Genomic DNA, 21,591 nt, shown 5'->3' with positions numbered 1-21,591 from the left:
CAGGAGGGTGGAGTCCATCACATTAGGGTGGGTTCTCGAACCCACGCGGTCTCACCGGCTGAACAGCGATAACCCATCAACGCACCCAACTGGTGCATATCGTCTTCATATCTTTTGTCTTGACCAAAATGGTGCAACGCAGTAAGGTGTTCCTTACGCTTTGCACCCCCGAAGCTTCATCGTCATCCCTTCCGGCACACAAGGCCGGGCTGTTTGACACGCTTTCATTTGTAGGCAGTTTGCTCCAACCCGCGCCACAAGCGCGAGAGATGCGTCGAGCCGCTACAGACACTCAGCCAAACGAGTTGCGTTTCGCGCCGTTATGAACGGTATCTGCCGATACCCGGATTGAACGTCGTGCGCGCAGAAAGAAGGGAAGCTTGAGCGCTGTGGGGCAAACCGTATTTCGTTAGGAACGAGCATCCGATCAATCTCCCTCTGGGTCTTGAAAGGAACGATTCATGAATAACGAAGCATCAGCCCACGGATCTGCATCTGGCCAGATCACCGGCGCTGAAATCGTCGTCCGTTGTCTGGCCGAAGAGGGCGTCAAGCACGTCTTCGGTTACCCCGGCGGCGCAGTCCTGTATATCTACGACGCCATCTTCAACCAGGACAAGTTCCAGCACGTCCTGGTCCGCCACGAGCAAGCTGCCGTGCACGCGGCCGATGCCTATTCGCGCAGTTCGAACACCGTCGGCGTCGCCATCGTCACCTCCGGTCCGGGCGTGACGAATGCCGTCACCGGCCTGTCCACCGCCTACATGGATTCGATCCCGATGGTCGTCATCTCGGGCCAGGTGCCGAGCCATGCGATCGGGCAGGACGCCTTCCAGGAATGCGACACCGTCGGCATCACCCGCCCCGTGGTCAAGCACAACTTCCTGGTCAAGGATGTTCGCGAGCTGGCCACCACCATCAAGAAAGCCTTCTTCATCGCCCGTACCGGCCGCCCCGGTCCCGTGCTGGTCGACATCCCGAAGGACATCTCGATGCACAAGTGCGCCTACGACTACCCGCGCGAGATCGAGATGCGCTCGTACAAGCCGGTCGACAAGGGCCACGCCGGCCAGATCCGCAAGGCCGTGCAATTGCTGCAGCAGGCCGAGCGCCCGATGATCTACGCGGGCGGCGGCGTCATTCTCGCGAATGCCTCGCCCGAACTGAACCGCCTGGTCGACAAGCTCGGCGCCCCGGTGACCAACACCCTGATGGGCCTGGGCGGCTCGCGTTCGAGCAGCGAGCATTTCCTCGGCATGCCCGGCATGCACGGCACCTACGAAGCGAATATGGCGATGCAGCATTGCGACGTGCTGATTGCCATCGGCGCCCGTTTCGACGACCGCGTGATCGGCAACCCGAAGCACTTCGCCAGCCATCCGCGCAAGATTATCCACATCGACATCGACCCCTCGTCGATCTCGAAGCGGGTGAAGGTCGATATTCCGATTGTCGGCAATGTGAAGGACGTGTTGACCGAATTCCTGGCCCAGCTCGATACCGCCGGCGTACGGGCCAATCCCGACGCGCTGCGCGGCTGGTGGAAGCAGATCGAGGAATGGCGCGGGCGCGACTGCCTGAAGTACGAGGACTCCAGCGTCGTCATCAAGCCGCAGTCGGTGGTCGAACAGCTGTGGAAAGTCACGAAAGGCGACGCCTTCATCACCTCCGACGTCGGCCAGCACCAGATGTGGGCGGCCCAGTACTACCCCTTCGACAAGCCGCGCCGCTGGATCAATTCCGGCGGTCTGGGCACGATGGGCGTGGGCCTGCCGTATGCGATGGGCGTGCAGATGGCGAACCCGGATGCAACGGTGGCCTGCGTGACGGGCGAAGGCTCGATCCAGATGTGCATCCAGGAGCTGGCCACCTGCAAGCAATACCACCTGACGCCGAAGATCATCCTCCTGAACAACCGCTTCCTCGGCATGGTGCGCCAGTGGCAGCAGATCGACTACGGCTCGCGCTATTCCGAGTCCTATATGGACTCGCTGCCGGATTTCGAGAAGCTGGCCGAGGCCTACGGCCACGTCGGCATGCGCATCGAAAAGCCGGGCGATGTGGAAGGGGCGCTGGCCGATGCCTTTGCCATGAAGGACCGCCTGGTGTTCATGAACTTCATCACCGACCAGAGCGAGAACGTCTGGCCGATGGTCAAGGCGGGCAAGGGCCTGTCCGAAATGCTGCTCGGCTCGGAGGACCTGTAAATGAGACACATCATCTCGGTTCTCCTGGAGAACGAAGCAGGCGCATTGTCGCGCGTGGTCGGGTTGTTCTCGGCACGCGGCTACAACATCGAAACCCTGACCGTGGCGCCGACCGAAGACGCGACCCTGTCGCGCATGACGGTCGTCACCACCGGCTCGGACGACATCATCGAGCAGATCACCAAGCACCTGAACCGCCTGATCGAAGTGGTGAAAGTGGTGGACCTGACCGAAGGCCAGCACATCGAGCGCGAGCTCATGCTGATCAAGGTGCGGGCGGTCGGCAAGGAGCGCGAGGAACTCAAGCGCACCGCCGACATCTTCCGCGGCCGCATCATCGACGTCACGGAAAAGACCTACACGATCGAACTGACCGGCGCCAAGACCAAGCTCGACGCCTTCATCGACGCCATCGACCGCAGCTCCATCCTCGAGACCGTCCGCACCGGCGGCTCGGGCATCGGCCGCGGCGAACGAATCCTGAAGGTCTGAACGACTACCGGCTTGATCGACGTCGCGACCGCGGAACACCGGCCGTAATCGAAGCCACGGTCCGCCGGCCACCGGCCGTAATCGAAGCCACGGTCCGTAGGGTGGGCACCCCGTGCCCACGCGGAACGACGATCAGCCTGCTGCTGCACAAATGAACAGCCACAAACCTTAAAAGTACTGGATAAAAAATGAAAGTTTTCTACGACAAAGACTGCGACCTCTCCCTCATCAAGGGTAAAAACGTCGCCATCATCGGCTACGGCTCCCAAGGCCACGCCCACGCACAAAACCTGTCGGAATCCGGCATCAACGTCACCGTCGGCCTGCGCCGCGGCGGCGCCTCCTGGAACAAGGTCGAGCAAGCCGGCCTGAAGGTCGCCGAAGTCGACGAGGCCGTGAAAGCCGCCGACGTCATCATGATCCTGCTCCCCGACGAAAACATCGCCCAGGTCTACAAGGAAAACGTCGAGCCGAACGCGAAGCAGGGCGCCGTACTGGCCTTTGCCCACGGCTTCAACGTGCATTATGGGCAGGTGGTGCCGCGCGCCGACCTCGACGTCATCATGATCGCCCCGAAAGCCCCGGGCCACACCGTGCGCAACACGTATAAACAGGGCGGCGGCGTGCCGCACCTGGTGGCGGTGTACCAGGACAAATCCGGCGCCGCGCGCGACATCGCGCTGTCGTACGCCATGGCGAACGGCGGCGGCCGCGCCGGCATCATCGAAACCAACTTCCGCGAAGAGACCGAGACCGACCTCTTCGGCGAGCAGGCTGTGCTGTGCGGTGGCACCGTCGAGCTGATCAAGGCCGGCTTCGAGACCCTGGTGGAAGCGGGCTACGCGCCGGAAATGGCCTATTTCGAGTGCCTGCACGAACTCAAGCTGATCGTCGATCTGATCTACGAAGGCGGCATCGCCAACATGAACTACTCGATCTCGAACAACGCCGAGTATGGCGAGTATGTGACCGGCCCGAAAGTCGTGACCTCGGCCACCAAGGACGCGATGCGCCAGTGCCTGAAGGACATCCAGACCGGCGAGTACGCGAAGAGCTTCATCCTCGAGAACAAGGCCGGCGCCCCGACGCTGATTTCGCGCCGCCGTTTGACGAGCGAGCACCAGATCGAGGAAGTCGGCGCCAAACTGCGCGCGATGATGCCGTGGATTGCGAAGAACAAGCTGGTGGATCAGTCGAAGAACTAATTGCAGTGTGTCTAGAGCCCGTCGGCTCGCGCCGGCGCGGCGCTGNTCGAGGAAGTCGGCGCCAAACTGCGCGCGATGATGCCGTGGATTGCGAAGAACAAGCTGGTGGATCAGTCGAAGAACTAATTGCAGTGTGTCTAGAGCCCGTCGGCTCGCGCCGGCGCGGCGCTGAACACGTAGAGGATGTGAAAAAATCGTCAGGGCAAGGCGCCGAGTCGAAGACAGTACGAGCGTACGGCGAGACGAGGCAACGCAGCCATGGCGATTTTTTCACATCCTCGTACGATGGGCACCCTGTGCCCACGCGGTACGCACGTATCCTTGCACCGTTGGCTGGACCGACTCGCTCGTGGAATATGCAGCGGCCCGAACGCCGGCTAGACCGCTGTGGCCGTCGCACATGTCGCGAGCGAATATTCACCGTCGAAGGTGCAAGCACGAGCACGTAACCGCGTGGGCACGGAGTGCCCACCGTACGGTCGCCATTCCGACCACGGCACCATTCCGACCACGGCACCATTCCGACCACGGCACCATTCCGACCACGGCGCCATGTCGACAACGGTCGCCGTCTCGATAAGGCGTAACCAATCTCCGAACTTTGCAACTTTCCATTACAAAATCACTCTATTCAGGAAGGGGGCGGTATCGTATAAGTCATGCACTCATGCATTCCTTATAGGAGAAAACCGATGTTCCTTCCAAAAATGATCCTCCTGGCCAGCCTGATGATGGCGTCGCACGTCCAGGCGCAGACCGCGCCCACCAGCACCAGCATGCCGTCGACGGGCGGCACGCTCGTCGTCGTGCCCGCCACCGGCGAAGTCCGCGCGGCCAACGACCAGGCCATCGTCAGTTTCATTGTGGAAGAGCACGACAAGGACAAGCAGGCCGCCGCTGCGCGCGTGAACCGCAAGATGAAAGAGGGCACCGACATCGTGCGCCGCGCCGATCCGAAGGCCGAGCTCAAGACCGTGGGCTATTTCACCTACCCGGTCTATCCGGAACCGCCGGTGCAGCCGCTGCCGGCCACGCGCACCCCGGTGCAACCGGTGCCGATCGGCTGGCGTGTCGGCCAATACCTGGAAGTGAAAACCACCAACCTGGCCGAGCTGCAGAAAACCGTGGCGTCCGCACAGAAAGTTCTGTCGATCAACAACATCAGCTTCGGCCTCAGCCCGGCCCTGGAAAAGCGCCTGGATGACCAGCGCATCGCCGAAACCTACCGCAACCTGAACGAGCGCATCGTCTCGATCGCGCGCGCCATGGGCCGCCAGCCAGGCGACGCGACGCTCGACGTGGTCGACTTCGAAGGCTCGGGCAACTATGTGCAGCAGGAAGCCGCGGCGCCGATGATGATGTCGCGCGCCAAGCGCGACGTGTCGAACGAGATGCCGGAACCGAGCTTCGAGCCGGGCGAAACCACGCTGCAGATGCGCCTGGTCGGCAAGGTGAAGTTCAAGTAAATCACGCGAGCCCGGGGCGCCGGCACGGTCCGGCGCCTGCATGAACACATTCCTAATAGTATCCGTTCGCTAACTAGCCGTCCTCGCCTCTATAATGCGGGGAACGGCGCTCGTCAGCGCAGCTTTGAATACGGACAACTATGCCAGCCTTCCCACGACGCAAAAAAAACGGAGGGGCGCCGCGCGCGCCACGATTCTCCCGCCTCAGGCGCTTCGGACGCCGGGCCGAGGACAAGCAGAAGCAGCGCGGACGCGGCATCTACCTGCTGCCGAATGCGTTCACGACCGGTGCCCTGTTCTGTGGTTTTTACGCGATCGTGATGGCGATGAACCAGCGCTTCGACTACGCCTGCTGGGCCGTGTTCGTGGCCATGGTGCTCGACGGCCTGGACGGCCGCGTGGCGCGCCTGACGAATACCCAGTCCGAATTCGGCGCCCAGTACGATTCGCTGTCGGACATGGTGTCGTTCGGTGCGGCGCCGGCCCTGGTCATCTACGAATGGTCGCTGCGCGGCCTCGGCAAGCTCGGCTGGATTGCCGCCTTCGTGTACTGCGCCGGCGCGGCGCTGCGCCTGGCCCGCTTCAACACGAATATCGAAGTCGTCGACAAGCGCTTCTTCCAGGGCTTGCCCAGCCCGGCAGCGGCGGCGCTGGTGGTCGGCTTCATCATGTTCATGACCGATCCGGACATCAACATCAGTGCGCGCCAGGTCGACTGGGTGAGCTGGTGCATTGCCGTGTTCGCCGGCCTGACCATGGTCTCGAACGTGCCGTTCTACAGTTTCAAGGACGTGAACTTCCGCAAGTCGGTGCCCTTCATCGTCGTGTTCCTGATCGTGCTGGCGTTTGCGCTGGTCGCCAGCGACCCGACCAAGGTGCTGTGGCCGATTTTCGTGCTGTACGGTTTGTCGGGCTATGCCGTGTATGTCATGCAGCGCGCCAAGGGCAAGCCGGTCAGCATCATCCCGACCGACGACGATCCGCACGACCCGCTCGACGATACCCCGCGCCGCTGAGCGTTGGGCCTGGAATAAAAAACGGCGCGTTCGATACGCGCCGTTTTTATGTCAAGCGTTCAATTCCATTTCTGGATGGTCGGCGGGCCCCAGTCGGGGTCGCAAGTGGTGAGCTTTGGTTTGATGCCGTCGCGCATGGTGTCGATGCCGTCCGGCGCATGGTTCGACTCATAGGTGACGCAATAGGTGCCGGCCGCACCGACCACGCGGTAGCGCCTGCGGCCATAGCCGCCCGGGTCGAGCACTTCGGTGACTTTCGGCGCTTCGTACCACTTGTTCGGCACCAGGTCGGCAGCGGCGGCGATGCCTTTTGACAGCTTCATCTGCGCCGTGACCACCGGCGCCACGATGCCGCGCGTCGGTTTCTCCTTGCGCAGGGCGCGGTCGGCGCCGCCGGCGGCAGCGCGTGCCCGCTCCAGCATGCTGCCGGATGCCGCCGGGGCAGGGGCGTCGCTTGCCAGCGCCGAAGCCGCTTCGGCAGCAGCCGGCTCCGCAGTCCCCTCCGCAGTCTTTTCCGCAGTCCGTTCGCGTATGGGCGCGGCCGTGTCGGCCACGCGCGCCGGCGGTTGCTGCGCCAGTGCCGGCGTGGCGCCGCGCCGCAGCGGGGGCGGCGCCGTTTCCTGCGCCGGTCCGGCGGGGGCGGAGGAGGGTGCAGACGAGGGAGTGGAAAGCAGCCGCAACACCATGGCCTCGGGCGTCGCCGTATCAGGGGCAGGCGCTGTCCGCGACAACTGCCACATGGCCAGCAACATGGCATGCACGGCCAGCGAGATCCCGATCCCGGCAGCATGGCGTGGCCGGTGCAGCAAAGCGTATGTGTTATCCATAAGGTAACAGTATAGGGCTGAAACTTTCGTCCGGATCATTTGTATGCCTGAACCGTAAATATCGGGTGTTTATATGCAAAAAAAGCATGCCAGCCGGATATACTGGACTCATCTTTCCTGCAATGTAGACGCCATGTTCCGACCCCTGACTCTCCTGTCCGTCCTGGCCCTGGCAGTTCTGGCCGCCAGCCTGTCCGCATGCTCTCCACTGAAACTGGTGAATGCCGTTTCGCCCGATGGCGACGCGCGCGCCACGGGCGCCGTCCATTACGGCAATGGCGAGCGCCAGAAACTCGATGTCTACCAGCCGGCCGTGCAGGCCGGGGCGGCGCCGGTCATCGTCTTCTTTTATGGAGGGAACTGGGTAAGCGGCAAGCGCGAGGACTATGCCTTCGTCGGCCAGGCGCTGGCCAAGCGCGGCTACGTCGTGGTCGTGCCCGATTACCGGCTGTATCCGGAGGCGCGCTATCCCGATTTCCTCGACGATTCCGCCCAGGCCGTGGCCTGGACCACGCGCGAAATCGCCAAGTACGGCGGCGACCCGAAGCGCCTGTTCGTGATGGGCCACAGCGCCGGCGCCTACAACGCGGCCATGCTGGCGCTGGACAAGCGCTGGCTCGGCAAGCAGGGCCTCAGGCCGGATGCGCTGCGCGGCTGGATCGGCCTGGCCGGTCCCTACGATTTCCTGCCGGTGCAGAACAAGACCACGCGCCCGGTATTCAACTACCCGGACACGCCGGCCGACTCGCAGCCGGTGCGGCACGTGAGCGCCGGCGCGCCGCCGGCCCTGTTGATTGCCGCCTACGAGGACAAGACCGTCAACCCGGTGCGCAACACCGGCGCCCTGGCCACGCGCCTGCGCGAAAAACACGTGCCGGTGCGCGAGCTGTACTACGACGGCGTCAGCCACGCCACCCTGGTGGCTTCGCTGTCGCGCGCGCTGCACACGCTGGCGCCGACGCTCGACGCCATCGACGACTTCGTGCGCAGCGACGCCGGGCGCCAGTCTGCCGCGCGCTGAACGGGCGGCTTACCAGCTGAAGCGTTCGCGCGGCTCGAACATGGGATCGGGCCCGTTCTGCATCAGGCGCACGATGCCGGCCTGGTCGAAGTGCACGTGCATCAGCGAATTCCACACGCCCGCTTCCTTGTAGCGGTAGGACCAGACCTCGTAGTTGTGCATGGCGACGCCTGAACGCTCGGCCGGGCGCCCGATGGTGCGCAGGACGTCGGCCTTGTTGGCCTTGTCGATCTTGATCGTCGCAAATTTCTCGCCGGTGAGCACCTGCTCGTAGGACAGCAATCGTCCATCCGCGCCGATCTGCGCCATCCAGGTAAATTGCCCCATCGGCCCGGTGGCATATTCCAGCATCTGCCGGCCGTCCGGGGCAGGGTAGGTGCTCGTAGGCTGGCCCAGCTTGGCGGTCACGGCCGCCACCGGCTCGCCGATGTCCGGCGCCTCGCGCATGAACGGACCGGCGCAAGCGCCCAGCACGATTGCCGTACACAGCGTTGCCATTCTTATCATTTTGTGCATCATTCACCTCGCATGATTGCCATTCACGCCATGATGCCCCAGCTTTGCGAATGCAAACGCTGGTGACGCCAACTGTTTTCGCATATACTGGCGGGTCTGTCCGTTTTGGATGGAATTTTGAACAATCACGGTGCGTTGGGTTGCGACTCTTGCACCGCATGTGAAAGGTAACATCATGTCCGTAGAAAACATCAACAAAGCCGCGATCATCGCGGACAACGCCCGTGCCCAGAACGACACCGGCTCGCCGGAAGTGCAGGTTGCACTGCTGACCGCACACATCAACGAACTGAACGGTCACTTCAAGACCCACCAGAAAGACCACCACTCGCGCCGCGGCCTGATCCGTATGGTCAACCGTCGCAAGAGCCTGCTGGCTTACCTGAAGGCCAAAGACCTGAACCGTTACCGTGACCTGATCGCCAAACTCGGCCTGCGTAAGTAATCTTTGCGTCAGTCGGTTTAGTGATGAAATGCCTGCGCCAGTTTCGCTGACGCGGGCATTTTTTGTTTGCGCATTCCCGTTTTTGAAGTAAAACGCCGCATTCCGGGGCGTGAGTAATGAGGTGAACGACAGCTCCTGAAAATCTGTCGGCAAATAGAAAGGGATTACCCATGTTTAATAAAGTATCGAAAACCTTCCAGTACGGCCAACACAGCGTCACCCTGGAAACTGGTGAAATCGCCCGTCAGGCATCCGGCGCCGTCATGGTGTCGGTCGAAGACACCGTCGTGCTGGCTACCGTGGTCGCAAAGAAAGACGCGAAGCCGGGCCAGGACTTCTTCCCCCTGACCGTCGACTACATCGAGAAAACGTACGCAGCCGGTAAAATCCCGGGCGGCTTCTTCAAGCGCGAAGGCCGTCCTTCCGAAAAGGAAACCCTCACCTCGCGCCTGATCGACCGTCCAATCCGCCCGCTGTTCCCGGAAGGCTACCTGAACGAAGTCCAGGTCATCATCCACGTGCTATCGGTCAACCCTGAAATCGATCCGGACATCCCGGCGATGATCGGCGCTTCGGCTGCCCTGGCCGTGTCCGGCATCCCGTTCAGCGGCCCGATCGGCGCCGCCCGCGTCGGTTACGCGAATGGCCAGTTCATCCTGAATCCGACCACCACCCAGCTGAAAACCTCGCAGATGGACCTGGTCGTTGCCGGTACCGAAACCGCCGTCCTGATGGTGGAATCGGAAGCCCAGCAACTGTCGGAAGAAATCATGCTGGGCGCCGTCGTCTACGGCCACGACCAGATGAAGGCCGTCATCGACGCCATCCACGATCTGGTGGCCGAAGGCGGCAAGCCGGAAATCGAATGGGTTGCCCCGGCCAAGAACGAAGTCCTGATCGGCCAAGTGGCCGCCCTGGCCGACGCGAAAATCCGCGACGCCTACCAGACTCGCGAAAAAACCATCCGCCAGCAAAAGCTGAAGTCGCTGTCGAGCGAAATCCTGGCCGGCCTGAGCGCCCAGGGCGTGCAGGCTGACGCTGCCGAAGTCGGCAACATTTTGTTCGACATGGAAGCCAAGGTTGTCCGATCGCAGATCCTGGAAGGCGAGCCACGCATCGACGGCCGCGACACCCGCACCGTGCGTCCGATCTCGATCCGCACCAGCGTCCTGCCGCGTACCCACGGCTCGGCCCTGTTCACCCGCGGCGAAACCCAGGCGCTGGTGATTGCCACCCTCGGCACCGCGCGCGACAGCCAGAAGATCGACGCGCTGATGGGCGAGTACACCGATGACTTCATGATGCACTACAACATGCCTCCGTTCGCCACCGGCGAAACCGGCCGCGTAGGCACCCCGAAGCGCCGCGAAATCGGCCACGGCCGCCTGGCCAAGCGCGCGCTGGTCGCCGCCCTGCCTAACCCGGAAGACTTCTCGTACTCGGTGCGCCTGGTGTCGGAAATCACGGAATCGAACGGTTCCTCGTCGATGGCATCGGTCTGCGGCGGCTGCCTGGCACTGATGGACGCCGGCGTGCCGATGAAGGCGCACGTCGCCGGCATCGCCATGGGCCTGATCAAGGAAGGCGGCAAGTTCGCCGTCCTGACCGACATCCTGGGTGACGAAGACCACCTGGGCGACATGGACTTCAAGGTCGCCGGCACCGCGCAGGGCATCACCGCGCTGCAGATGGACATCAAGATCCAGGGCATCACCAAGGAAATCATGCAGGTGGCACTGGCGCAAGCCAAGGAAGGCCGCCAGCACATCCTGGCCGAAATGCAGAAGGCCGTGCCGACCGTGAAAACCGAACTGTCGGACTTCGCACCGCGCCTGATCACCATCAAGATCAACCCGGAGAAGATCCGTGACGTGATCGGCAAGGGCGGCGCCGTGATCCGCGCGCTGACCGAAGAAACCGGCACGCAGATCGACATCACCGACGAAGGCATCGTGACCATCGCCTCGGTCGACGCCGCTGCCGGCCAGGAAGCCAAGCGCCGCATCGAAGAGCTGACCGCATCGGTCGAAGTGGGCAAGACCTACGACGGCACCGTGCTGAAACTGCTGGACTTCGGCGCGATCGTGCAAGTCATGCCTGGTAAAGATGGCCTGCTGCACATCTCGCAGATCGCCAACGAGCGTGTGAACGCCGTTGCCGACTACCTGAAAGAAGGCCAGCAAGTGCGCGTGAAGGTTCTCGAGACCGACGAGCGTGGCCGTCTGAAGCTGTCGATGAAGGCGGCGGATCCGGCTGAGGCTGCGGCGCAGTAATGCCTGCCTGAGCGGCGTTGCCGCTTGAGTAACAACCGCCAGTGCGTGAGCCTGGCGGTTTTTTTATGTCTATGAAAGCACTACAGTGAATTTTCCTTGGCAATAAGAATTGAAAGTAGACAAGAAGTTTATTTGTCTATAGTCTATATGTGTCCTCGTACCCCGATAAATATCATGATTCTTTCAGTCATCTTACGTTATGTAAAAACTTATAAAGGAATTAATTATATTCCCCTTACTGATGGGAGTAATTTTTGCGGTTTAGTCGGGGATAATGGTGTAGGAAAAAGCTCTGTCTTGGAAGCACTTGACTGTTTTTTTAATGTCAAGACGTTGAATCTAAACATTGCAACGAAACGCAGTGGGATTGCAGAAACTAAACCGCATGTTCTTCCAATTATCTTTGTAAAAAAAAACTGATTTTAAAGATGATGCTGCCAAGCTTGCGGATACTCTCGACAGGCTTGCTCGCACTATTGCTGAGGCAGACGTAACTTTATCAAATCGCGCTTATGTGAAAGCTTTCGTACAGCATCGTGATCTATTCATTGAGCGAAATGAAACTAATGATCATTACTTAATCCCGGTCGGTGTAGATCATGCTGGACAAATTACTCTATCGTTCTTTAATTGTCGCAAGCTTGTAGAACTACATTTTTCAGAAAAAGCGGATGGTTCCGCAACAGCGCTATCTGACAAAGATGTGAGTCAGTTTCTGCCTCTGCTCGAAGCCATACGCGAGAAAATCAGCTACATCTATATCCCAAAGGAGATTGACTCAGAGTCGTTTACGAAGCTGCAAACAACCGAGATTCAGGCCCTCATGGGCGAGTCATTAATTGAAATTGTCGAGAGGCGGGTAACGCCGGCGCAGATTCAAGACATAAATAGAAGTCTAAATGAGTTTTTAGACGGGCTTTCAAGTGAGCTTGTTGAGTATTCATACCGAACCCCGACGGATAGACAGCAATATCTAAAGAAGCAGGATGTTTATAATCTAATTATTCAAGCATACTTCAGCATAAGGAAGCTTCATCGCAAGCAAGGCGAAAATTGGTTGGAAATTGGTCTTTTGAGCTCGGGTGAAAAGCAAAGAGCGATTATTGATGTGGCTTATAGCTTTATACAAAAACACCACACGGACGCAGAAAATCTGATAATTGCTGTTGATGAACCAGAATCGTCTTTACACATGGCAGCGTGCTTTGACCAGTTTGACGCGCTCTTCCAGATTAGTCGGTCCTGTAGGCAATTGCTATTCACGACGCATTGGTATAGATTCTTCCCAACAATAGAATCTGGTAATGCGACTGTAATTACGCGTCAAAAAAATGAGCATTTCACAGACTTGATAACTCTGCCGAGCCATCGTGAGCAAGTTAAGCAGATGGCAAACGCAACTAGAGGAATTCTGCCTTATGATATCCGCCTTAAGAGTATCAATGATTTCGTTCAGTCGATTATTACGAGCACCATTGGCGAACAACCATTTAATTGGTTGATATGCGAGGGGTCGTCTGAGAAAATTTACTTGTCTGCGTATCTCGGCGAATTAATAGAAAAAAATAGACTTCGGATTGTTCCAGTTGGTGGGGCAAAAGAGATCAAGCGGCTCTATGGGCATTTATCTGCCTGCTATGAAGACTTTAAGGACGAGATTGCTGGGAAAATTTATCTTTTGTCGGATACTGATAAAGAACTTGTTCGATATCAGACAAAGACGCTTCCGAACTTGGTCTGCAAGCGTATAGTGAACAATATGACTACAGCTCGAACTGAGCTTGTTGACATTGATGCGAATCCAATTGCGCCTCCAACTGAAATTGAGGATGCGTTAAACGGAACTCATGCTTTTAATACGCTGCAGCAGTTTGTCAACGAAGATGCTGACTTGAATTTTCTCGAGGGCAGACCTTCACCATTTGACGGTCCGTCGTACTTTGCTTTGGACCTTCGTCCGACTGAGCAGCAACTACTGGAAATGTTTTTTGATAGGAATAACAACAAATACCGGTACGCTAAGAAGTATGCAGAATCGCTTACATCAGAGCTAGCGGTTCCAACTTGGATCGTTGAAATCAAAAAATGGTTTTTAAAGTAAAAAGGCCGATTGTTTCCGACGCCACACTCAGACGGTTGGCTCATCTCATAGGTCGCCGAAGAGGCGATTTATCGCTATTTAAGACAACTTACCTGAAAGCCTGCAAGTCCGCGTCAGCTCCTGGCGGTCGGATGATTGTGACAGTCTGAAACTGTCATTCAGAGTTACTGGCCTGTCGAAAGTGCCGCACAGTGATGCCTACCGAAGTGGCTTTGTCTGTCAATGGAAAACCGCCAGTGCGTGAGTCTGGCGGTTTTCCTTTTAGGCGCGCCATGGTTCGGATCTAGTCAAAGCTATTTGCGGCGACCGTAAAATGCCGCGGATCGGGCCAAACACCCGTGTCTACACGGAACGGCGATCTTTGTTGACGTTATTTGAAGAGAATTTCTCGTTCCGCTGCAGCTGTTGTCGGAGCGTTCCCGCAGCACCAGCTTGGTTGAGTCTTTGCGCGAATCTTACCACCGCCTTCCGAGGGTTCTGCATGCCACCGTGTGAGCACGGAGTGCCCACCTTACGGACGCGAACGTCCGTATTCATAGTGGCCTTGGCGCGAATGATCACTGGCGCTAAGAAACGACGCGCCCGTTACCGCATAGGAAAATATACATCGATAGACGGCAACAGGCGGGCACTCTACACTGCCGAGCTATCGCCATCTCGGAGCACACAGTGGGAATTCTCGACCTTTTCTTCCGCAAGCCCTCACCTGAAAAATTCGCGCAGATCGCCATGGGGGCCGCCAGGGCGCGCGGCTACGAAGGCCCGATGGAATTCGACGCCCCCAACTTCCGCATCCTGATGCCCGGCAGCGAAGGCGGTGCCGTCAATCTGCACAACTGCTACCACGACTATTGCGAGGCCTCGCGCGCCGAGCGCCGCGCCGTGGTCGACAAGTATTCGAACCTGTTCGTCCAGGCCGATATCCCCGACACCTTCGAGGCCGCAAGACGCAATCTGCTGCCCGTGCTGCGCACCGGCGCCTTCCTCCAGGCCGCCCAGCTCGGCCCGCTGGCTGGCGATGCCAAGCCGAGCACGGGCTTCGCGGCAGCCGACTTCAGCGACGACACCGTCATGCTGCTGGCCTGGGACACCGAGCACCTGACCCGCATCCTCGACACCAGCCAGCTCGAGAAATGGGGCGTGTCGCAGGAAGCCGCCAGCACCATCGCCCTCGACAACCTGCGCGACCTGGCGCCCGAACAGTTCGTCCAGCTGGGCGCCAACCTGTTCGCCAGCGACTGGAACGATGCCTACGATTCCTCGCGCATCCTGCTGCCCGACCTGGTGCACCGCGTGGCCGGCCAGCATCCGGTCGTGATGATTCCGACGCGCGGACGCATGCTGCTGTCGGCCTCGCACAGCCGCGAAGACCTGCTGACCCTGGTGAGCTATGCGCAGTCGGCGATCGAGACCGAGGGGCGGCGCGTGTCGACCCTGATGTACGAGTACGTCGACGGCAAGGCAGTGCCGTATGTCCCGCTCGACGAAGAGGTGGCGCGCAAGCTGGCCGACCTGCGGCGCATGGCGCTGCAAGAGGATTACGCCGAGCAGAAGCAGTTGCTGGACCAGGGTTTCGAGCAGCAGGGCACGGATATTTTCGTTGCCACCTATATGCTGGTGAAAGGCGACGACGAGCGCATCTTCAGTGTGTCGACCTGGACGGCCGGCGTCGACGCGCTGCTGCCCGAGACCGACCGCATCGTCCTCGGCTACCTCGACGAGCCGGGCCGGGAAGGGCGGCGCTGGAACGTCGCCTGGGCCGACCTGGTTGCCGCCGCCGGCCACCTGATGGTGCGCCAGGAGGGCTACCAGTTGCCGCGCTGGCGCGTGCGCGCTTTCCCGGACGAGGCCGCCTTGAACGCACTTGCAGCGGAATAAAAAAACACCCTGTCAATTGTGGTTCTCCGCGCGTTTTCGTATGCCCAAGTGTGCCGTAGTGAAAGTTAAATAAGTGTTATAGTTGGCCATTTTTCCAATCATGGGAGCGGTGCGCCAGCGGTGCACACGCATCCGGACCAACAAGCCAAACGACCAAGGACCAAGAGATGACCACGAAGGACAACGCCGCCCGTATCAGCCAGCTCATCCAGGAACATGAGGCCGAGATCGGCGCGCAATGGACTGCGCAGATCGAGGCGCTGACCGTGCGCGGCACTGCCAGCGCGAAACAGCAGCTGCGCGCCCATTGCCAGCAGTTCCTGTCCGCCTTTGCCACCGCCACCCGCGCCGGCGAACTGGAAAACGTCGAGCACCGCTCGTGGGACGAGGTGCGCGATTTGCTGGCCGAAATTTCGTCGAGCCGCGCCAAGTCCGGCTCGACCCCGAGCGAAACCGCGACCTTCGTGTTCTCGCTGAAGCAGCCGGTGTTCGCCCAGCTGAGCACGGCCTTTGCCGGCGAACCGGAAGTCCTGGCCGCCGCGTCGTGGTCGATCAACCTGCTGCTCGACAAGCTGGGCCTGTACACCATCGAAGTCTTCCAGAAGGCCAAGGACCAGATCATCGTGCGCCAGCAGCAGGAACTGCTGGAGCTGTCGACCCCGGTTGTCAAACTCTGGAACGGCATCCTGGCGCTGCCGCTGATCGGCACCCTGGATTCGGCGCGCACCCAGGTGGTGATGGAAAACATCCTGCAAAAGATCGTCGACACCGGCGCCAGCATCGCCATCATCGACATCACCGGCGTGCCGACCGTCGACACGCTGGTGGCTCAGCACCTGATGAAGACCATCGCCGCCGCGCGCCTGATGGGCGCCGACTGCATCATCAGCGGCATCCGCCCACAGATCGCACAGACCATCGTGCACCTGGGCGTGAACCTGGAAGACGTGATGACCAAGGCCACCCTGGCCGACGCCTTTGTCGTGGCGCTGCAGCGCACCGGCACCACCATCGTCAGCCAGCAGGGCTAAGCGATGGAACGCATTCCTATCCTGCGGATGGGCGACCTGTTGCTGGTCACCATCCAGGTCGACATGCACGACCGCCTGGCCATGACCCTGCAGGACGACCTGACCGAGCGCATCGTCAGCGACGGCGCCAAGGGCGTGCTGATCGATATCTCCGCGCTCGACCTGGTCGATTCCTTCATCGGGCGTATGATCAGCAACACAGCGGCGATGGCGCGCGTGCTCGACGCCCAGACCGTGGTGGTCGGCATGCAGCCGGCCGTGGCGATTACCCTGGTCGAGCTGGGCCTGACCCTGCACGGCGTGAAGACGGCGCTGAACGTCGAGAAGGGCATGGCCCTGCTCGGAAAGAACCTGAATAGATGAACGCTGCAACCGCAGTTGAATTCGATACCGAGCTGCTGGAGCTCAATGCCCGGCTGCGCGTCGACCGCGTCACGCTGCCGCTGCGCGGCGACGAGGACGTGGTCGGCCTGCGCAAGCAGGTGCGCGAGCGCGCCGTCGCCATCGGCCTGTCGCTGGTCGACCAGACCAAGCTGGTGACGGCCGCCAGCGAGCTCGGACGCAACACCATCAAGTACGGCGGCGGCGGCGCCTGCCACCTCGACAAGCTCGACGACGGTTTCCGCAAGGGCGTCGGGCTGCTGTTCGTCGACAACGGGCCCGGCATCCCCGACCTGGACCTGGCGCTGCGCGACGGCTACACCACCGGCGGCGGCCTGGGCCTGGGCCTGAGCGGCTCGAAGCGCCTGGTCGACGAGTTCGAGATCGACACCCGTGCGGGAGAGGGCACCGCGGTCGCGGTCGTGAAATGGAAACGCTGATTTCGTCGCTCGACACCCAGCTGTCGTTTGCCATCACCCATGCCAGCGATGTCGCTGCCGCGCGCCGCGCCGGGCAGCGCATGGCGGTCGAGCTCGGTTTCAGCGAAACCCGCGCCGGCCAGCTGGCGCTGATCGTCACCGAAGCCGGCACCAACCTGCTCAAGCATGCCGGCGAGGGCACCCTCTACCTGAACGTGGCGCAAGCCGAAGGCGTGCCCGGGATCGACGTGCTGGCGGTCGACAGCGGCCCCGGCATCCACGACCTCGATGCCTGCCTGCGCGACGGCATGTCCACTGCCGGCACCGCGGGCACGGGCCTGGGCGCGCTGCGCCGCCTGTCCAGCGAGTTCGACGTGTACTCGCGGCCAGGGCAGGGCGCGCTGTTCTTCATGCGCCTGTGGCGCGACGAAGCGGCGCCGGCGCTGTGCCGGGTCGAAGTCGGCGCCCTGACGGTGCCGCTGGCCGGCGAGGACGCCTGCGGCGACGGCTGGGGCGTGGCCTGCGACGGCGCGGGCGCGACCCTGCTGGCCGCCGATGGCCTCGGCCACGGGCCGGAAGCGGCGGCGGTCGCGCACGCCGCCATCGCCGAGCTGCAGCACCGCCCCGACGCCGAAGCGGCGCAGCTGGTCGAGGCCTCGCACCAGGCGCTGCGCATCACGCGCGGCGCGGCGCTGGCGGCGGTGCGCATCGATTTCGAGACCGACACGCTGCGCTTTGCCGGCATCGGCAACATCGGCGCCTACGTGATCGACAGCGACACGCGCCGCGCGCTGGTGTCGCACAACGGCATCGTCGGCCATAACATGCGCAAGGTGCAGGAGTTCAGCGCGCCTTGCCCGCCGGGCGCCATGGTGATCATGCATTCGGACGGCATCCAGACCCAGTGGGACCTGGACAAGTACCCGGGCCTGCTCGGGCACAGCCCGGCGCTGGTCGCGGCGATGCTGATGCGCGACTACATCCGCCGCCGCGACGACGCCATGGTGCTGGTGGTGCGCAGAAGGGAAGACCATTCATGAGCCAGCGTATCCTGAACGTGGCCCTGGAGAGCGACCAGGACGTGGTGCTGGTGCGCCAGCGCGCGCGCCAGGTCTCGCACCTGCTCGGCTTCTCCAAGCAGGACCAGGTGCGCATCGCCACCGCCGTGTCGGAGGTGGCGCGCGCCGCCTCGCTCGGCGGCCCCGGCGCGCGCGCCGTGTTCGCGCTGGCTGAGCTGCGCGGCGGCCAGCAGCTCGAAGTGAGCATCAACGCCGGCGCGCGTCTCGATAACGTCGAGGCCAGCCTGGCCGGCGACCCGGCGATCGTCACCGCGCACCGCCTGATGGACGCCTGCGAGATCGCCGACGGCGCCGGCACCGCCGCCGTGGTGATGCGCAAGGCGCTGCCGCCGCAGGGGCCGCTGGGCGCCGCGCGCCTGGCGCAGATCGGCGCCGAACTGGCGTCCGCGCCTGCGCCGAACACCTGGCAGGAAGTGCAGCAGCAGAACCGCGAGCTGGTCGAAACCCTGGCCGAGCTGCGCGAACGCCAGGAAGACCTGCTGTCGCTGACGCGCGAACTCGAGGACACGAACCGTGGCATCGTCGCGCTGTACGCCGAGATCGAGGACAAGGCCGAGCGCCTGCGCAAGGCCGACGAGATGAAGTCCCGCTTCCTGTCGAACACCAGTCACGAACTGCGCACGCCGCTGTCCTCGATCCGCGCGCTCTCGAAGCTGCTGATCGACCGCATGGACGGCGACCTGACCCCGGAGCAGGAACGCCAGGTGCGTTTCATCGAGAGCGCCGCCACCGACCTCTCGGAACTGGTGAACGATTTGCTCGACCTGGCCAAGATCGAGGCCGGCAAGGTCGAGACCCACCTGGCGCCGGTGCTGCCGGAGAACCTGTTCCGCGCCCTGAAGGGCATGCTGCGTCCGCTGGTGAGCACCGAGAGCGTGGAACTGGTGTTCGACCACGGCGGCGTGATGGATGCCTTCGAGTCCGACGAGGGCAAGATTTCCCAGATCCTGCGCAACTTCATCTCGAACGCGTTGAAGTTCACCGAGCAGGGATCGGTACGCGTGAGCGCTTCGTATGAAGCCGGCACCGACGAGATCGTGTTCGCCGTGACCGACACCGGCATCGGCATTGCAGCCGACCACCTGCAACTGATTTTCGAGGAATTCGCCCAGGTCGAGCACCCGCTGCAACGGCGTATCAAGGGCACCGGCCTCGGCCTGCCGCTGTGCCGGCGCCTGGCCGACCTGCTCGGCGGGCGCGTCGACGTGGTCAGCCGGCCCGGCGTCGGCTCGACCTTCACCCTCACCCTGCCGCGCCGCTTCCCGGCCGCGCTGGCAGGCAGCGCAGACGATACCGAATCATGACCGCGAACCAGACACTCATCCTGAACGTCGACGACAACGACGGCGCCCGCTATGCCAAGACCCGCATCCTGCAAAGCGCGGGCTTTCGCGTGATGGAGGCGGCGAATGGCACCGACGCGCTGGCGATGGTGCGCGAAGAAGACCCGGCCCTGGTCCTGCTCGATGTGAAGCTCCCCGACATCAACGGCATCGAGGTGTGCCGCCGTATCAAGGACGACCCTGCCACCAACTGCGTGCTGGTGCTGCAGACCTCGGCCGCGCTGACCAATCGCGCCGACCGCATCCGCGGCCTGGAGGGTGGCGCCGACAACTACCTGGCCGCGCCGATCGAGGCCGACGAGCTGATCGCCAACGTGAATGCTCTGCTGCGCATGCGCCAGACCCAGGACGAGCTGCGCGAGAGCGAGGAGCGATTTCGCCAGCTGACCGACAACATCGAGGACGTGTTCTGGATGTTCTCGGCGCCGGACGGCGTGCTGGCCTATGTGAGCCCGGCCTATGCCACCATCTTCGGGCGCAGCACCGATTCGCTGCGCACGGAGCACGGCAGCTGGCTGGAGGCCGTGCATGCCGAAGACCGCGCACGCCTGGCCGGACACTGGGCGGCGCTGGCAAGCCAGCCGCATTATGACGAGGAATTCCGCCTGCAGCTGCCGGACGGCGTGACGCGCTGGGTGCGCGACCGTGTGTTCGCGGTGAGGAATGTCCGCGGCGACGTGTACCGCGTGGCGCGCGTGACCAGCGACATCAGCGCGCGCAAGGAAATGGAAGCGCTGCTGCGCGCGGCCGACGCGAATAAAAACCAGTTCCTGGCCACGCTGGCGCACGAGCTGCGCAATCCCCTGAGCCCGATCCGGAATGCCGCCACGCTGCTCGGCATCGCCGGCGAAAACGCCTCGGAGCGCCAGGCGCACGCGCGCGAAGTGATCCTGCGCCAGGTCGACCACCTGGCGCACCTGGTCGACGACCTGCTCGACGTCGCCCGTATCTCGGAAGGCAAGATCGTGCTGCGCCGCGAGGAAGTCAACCTCGGTGCGGTGGTGGCCCAGGCCATCGAGACCGCCGGCCCGCTGATCGCGGCGCGCCTGCACCAGCTGGACGTGCAGCAGCCCGACGGCCAGGTCTGGGTGGCGGGCGACCCGGTGCGGCTGGCGCAATCGATGGACAATTTGCTGCACAACGCCGCCAAGTTCACGCCCAAGGGCGGGCAGATTCGCCTGGAAGTGAAGGTCGACGGCGACCATGTGCGCATTGCCGTGACCGATAACGGCATCGGTATCGACGCCGCCAGCCTGCCGCGCATCTTCGGCATGTTCGCTCAGGCGGCGGTGCCGCCGGACCGCGCGCCGGAGGGCCTGGGCATCGGCCTGTCGCTGGTATCGCGCCTGCTGGAGATGCACGGCGGCCAGCTGCGCGCCGAGAGCCCCGGGATTGGCATGGGGTCGACCTTCACGGTGGAGCTGCCGGTGCTGCGCGTGACCGGCGCCGCCGCCGACCAGGCGGCCCGGCAAGCAGCGGCGGCGCCGGCCGGCGGCCTGCGCGTGCTGCTGGTGGACGACAACATCGACGCCATGGAAATGATGGGCTTCCTGCTGGCCGAGATGGGCCACGAGGCCTGGACCACCCACGACGCCAGCCAGATCGTGCCGCTGGCGCTGGAACACCAGCCGCAGGTAATGGTGCTCGACATCGGCCTGCCCGGCGCCGACGGCTACGAGCTGGCGCGCATGATCAAGGCGCATCCGGAGCTCAAGCACACGCGGCTGGTTGCGCATACCGGCTACGGTTCGCCCGAGGATCGCAGGAAGGCGCAGGAGGCGGGGTTCGATGCGCACCTGGTCAAGCCGGCGGAGCTGGATGATCTGGAAAAGGCGCTGCGCGGATAAGCGTTTCAGGCCCGGGACCTATTCCGTACGGTGGGCACCCCGTG

19 protein-coding genes are annotated in these 21,591 nt (G+C 62.2%); 17 read left to right on the top strand and 2 right to left on the bottom strand.

Translation table 11 applies throughout. The features are described from left to right. The first annotated feature begins 461 nt into the window (after positions 1–461). From QWL29_RS11835 to pssA, 5 genes are all read left to right on the top strand, one after another. Complete coding sequence (locus tag QWL29_RS11835; RefSeq protein ID WP_305823094.1) at positions 462–2,207, top strand: acetolactate synthase 3 catalytic subunit; 1,746 nt, start codon at positions 462–464, stop codon at positions 2,205–2,207. Further along, positions 2,208–2,699: an acetolactate synthase small subunit gene (gene ilvN / locus QWL29_RS11830; protein ID WP_305823093.1), complete on the top strand. Its 492-nt coding sequence runs from the start codon at positions 2,208–2,210 to the stop codon at positions 2,697–2,699. A 188-nt stretch (positions 2,700–2,887) separates the two neighbouring features. Continuing rightward, positions 2,888–3,904: a ketol-acid reductoisomerase gene (gene ilvC / locus QWL29_RS11825; protein WP_305823092.1), complete on the top strand. Its 1,017-nt coding sequence runs from the start codon at positions 2,888–2,890 to the stop codon at positions 3,902–3,904. A gap of 692 nt (positions 3,905–4,596) precedes the next feature. Then, positions 4,597–5,370 carry an SIMPL domain-containing protein gene (locus tag QWL29_RS11820; RefSeq protein ID WP_305823091.1) on the top strand — a complete coding sequence of 258 codons (774 nt, stop codon included), beginning with the start codon at positions 4,597–4,599 and terminating at the stop codon, positions 5,368–5,370. 140 nt (positions 5,371–5,510) lie between these two features. Further along, on the top strand, positions 5,511–6,386 hold the full coding sequence (gene pssA, locus QWL29_RS11815) for a CDP-diacylglycerol--serine O-phosphatidyltransferase (RefSeq protein ID WP_305823090.1): 876 nt from the start codon (positions 5,511–5,513) through the stop codon (positions 6,384–6,386). Between the two features lie 59 nt (positions 6,387–6,445). On the opposite strand, the gene QWL29_RS11810 is transcribed toward pssA, so the two are convergent. After that, complete coding sequence (locus QWL29_RS11810; protein ID WP_305823089.1) at positions 6,446–7,213, bottom strand: hypothetical protein; 768 nt, start codon at positions 7,211–7,213, stop codon at positions 6,446–6,448. A gap of 133 nt (positions 7,214–7,346) precedes the next feature. Between QWL29_RS11810 and QWL29_RS11805 the strand changes: the two genes are divergently transcribed. Beyond that, positions 7,347–8,234 carry an alpha/beta hydrolase gene (locus QWL29_RS11805; RefSeq protein WP_305823088.1) on the top strand — a complete coding sequence of 296 codons (888 nt, stop codon included), beginning with the start codon at positions 7,347–7,349 and terminating at the stop codon, positions 8,232–8,234. Between the two features lie 9 nt (positions 8,235–8,243). On the opposite strand, the gene QWL29_RS11800 is transcribed toward QWL29_RS11805, so the two are convergent. After that, a complete protein-coding gene (locus tag QWL29_RS11800) occupies positions 8,244–8,741 on the bottom strand; it encodes a hypothetical protein (protein WP_305823087.1) in 498 nt (165 codons plus the stop codon). Between the two features lie 184 nt (positions 8,742–8,925). Between QWL29_RS11800 and rpsO the strand changes: the two genes are divergently transcribed. The 11 genes from rpsO to QWL29_RS11745 all read left to right on the top strand — a co-directional run bounded on the left by rpsO (position 8,926) and on the right by QWL29_RS11745 (position 21,547). Next, positions 8,926–9,195, top strand: coding sequence for a 30S ribosomal protein S15 (gene rpsO / locus QWL29_RS11795; protein ID WP_305823086.1), 270 nt, complete (start codon positions 8,926–8,928; stop codon positions 9,193–9,195). A 170-nt stretch (positions 9,196–9,365) separates the two neighbouring features. After that, the gene (gene pnp / locus QWL29_RS11790) at positions 9,366–11,468 is read left to right on the top strand and encodes a polyribonucleotide nucleotidyltransferase (RefSeq protein WP_305823085.1); all 2,103 of its coding nucleotides are present in this window, start codon (positions 9,366–9,368) and stop codon (positions 11,466–11,468) included. A gap of 174 nt (positions 11,469–11,642) precedes the next feature. Next, positions 11,643–11,888: an AAA family ATPase gene (locus tag QWL29_RS11785; RefSeq protein ID WP_305823084.1), complete on the top strand. Its 246-nt coding sequence runs from the start codon at positions 11,643–11,645 to the stop codon at positions 11,886–11,888. 94 nt (positions 11,889–11,982) lie between these two features. Next, positions 11,983–13,569 carry an ATP-dependent nuclease gene (locus QWL29_RS11780; protein ID WP_305823083.1) on the top strand — a complete coding sequence of 529 codons (1,587 nt, stop codon included), beginning with the start codon at positions 11,983–11,985 and terminating at the stop codon, positions 13,567–13,569. A gap of 669 nt (positions 13,570–14,238) precedes the next feature. Next, the gene (locus tag QWL29_RS11775) at positions 14,239–15,447 is read left to right on the top strand and encodes a DUF1444 family protein (protein ID WP_305823082.1); all 1,209 of its coding nucleotides are present in this window, start codon (positions 14,239–14,241) and stop codon (positions 15,445–15,447) included. A 167-nt stretch (positions 15,448–15,614) separates the two neighbouring features. Next, positions 15,615–16,478, top strand: coding sequence for an STAS domain-containing protein (locus QWL29_RS11770; RefSeq protein ID WP_305823081.1), 864 nt, complete (start codon positions 15,615–15,617; stop codon positions 16,476–16,478). 3 nt (positions 16,479–16,481) lie between these two features. After that, the gene (locus QWL29_RS11765; RefSeq protein ID WP_305823080.1) at positions 16,482–16,841 is read left to right on the top strand and encodes an STAS domain-containing protein; all 360 of its coding nucleotides are present in this window, start codon (positions 16,482–16,484) and stop codon (positions 16,839–16,841) included. After that, complete coding sequence (locus tag QWL29_RS11760) at positions 16,838–17,299, top strand: anti-sigma regulatory factor (RefSeq protein ID WP_305823079.1); 462 nt, start codon at positions 16,838–16,840, stop codon at positions 17,297–17,299. Before QWL29_RS11765 ends, QWL29_RS11760 begins: the two co-directional genes overlap by 4 nt. After that, positions 17,287–18,318 (top strand): ATP-binding SpoIIE family protein phosphatase, encoded by a 1,032-nt coding sequence (locus QWL29_RS11755; RefSeq protein ID WP_305823078.1) that lies wholly within the window; start codon positions 17,287–17,289, stop codon positions 18,316–18,318. The genes QWL29_RS11760 and QWL29_RS11755 overlap by 13 nt, the downstream gene beginning before the upstream one ends. After that, positions 18,315–19,661 carry a sensor histidine kinase gene (locus QWL29_RS11750; protein ID WP_305823077.1) on the top strand — a complete coding sequence of 449 codons (1,347 nt, stop codon included), beginning with the start codon at positions 18,315–18,317 and terminating at the stop codon, positions 19,659–19,661. The genes QWL29_RS11755 and QWL29_RS11750 overlap by 4 nt, the downstream gene beginning before the upstream one ends. After that, a complete protein-coding gene (locus tag QWL29_RS11745; RefSeq protein ID WP_305823076.1) occupies positions 19,658–21,547 on the top strand; it encodes a hybrid sensor histidine kinase/response regulator in 1,890 nt (629 codons plus the stop codon). Before QWL29_RS11750 ends, QWL29_RS11745 begins: the two co-directional genes overlap by 4 nt. Positions 21,548–21,591 lie beyond the last annotated feature (44 nt).

Origin of the sequence: Massilia brevitalea (assembly GCF_030711405.1) — a bacterium.
GTDB lineage: Bacteria > Pseudomonadota > Gammaproteobacteria > Burkholderiales > Burkholderiaceae_D > Telluria > Telluria brevitalea.
Note: the sequence above shows the minus strand (reverse complement) of the source record. Positions and strands in the feature narration are given on the sequence as shown.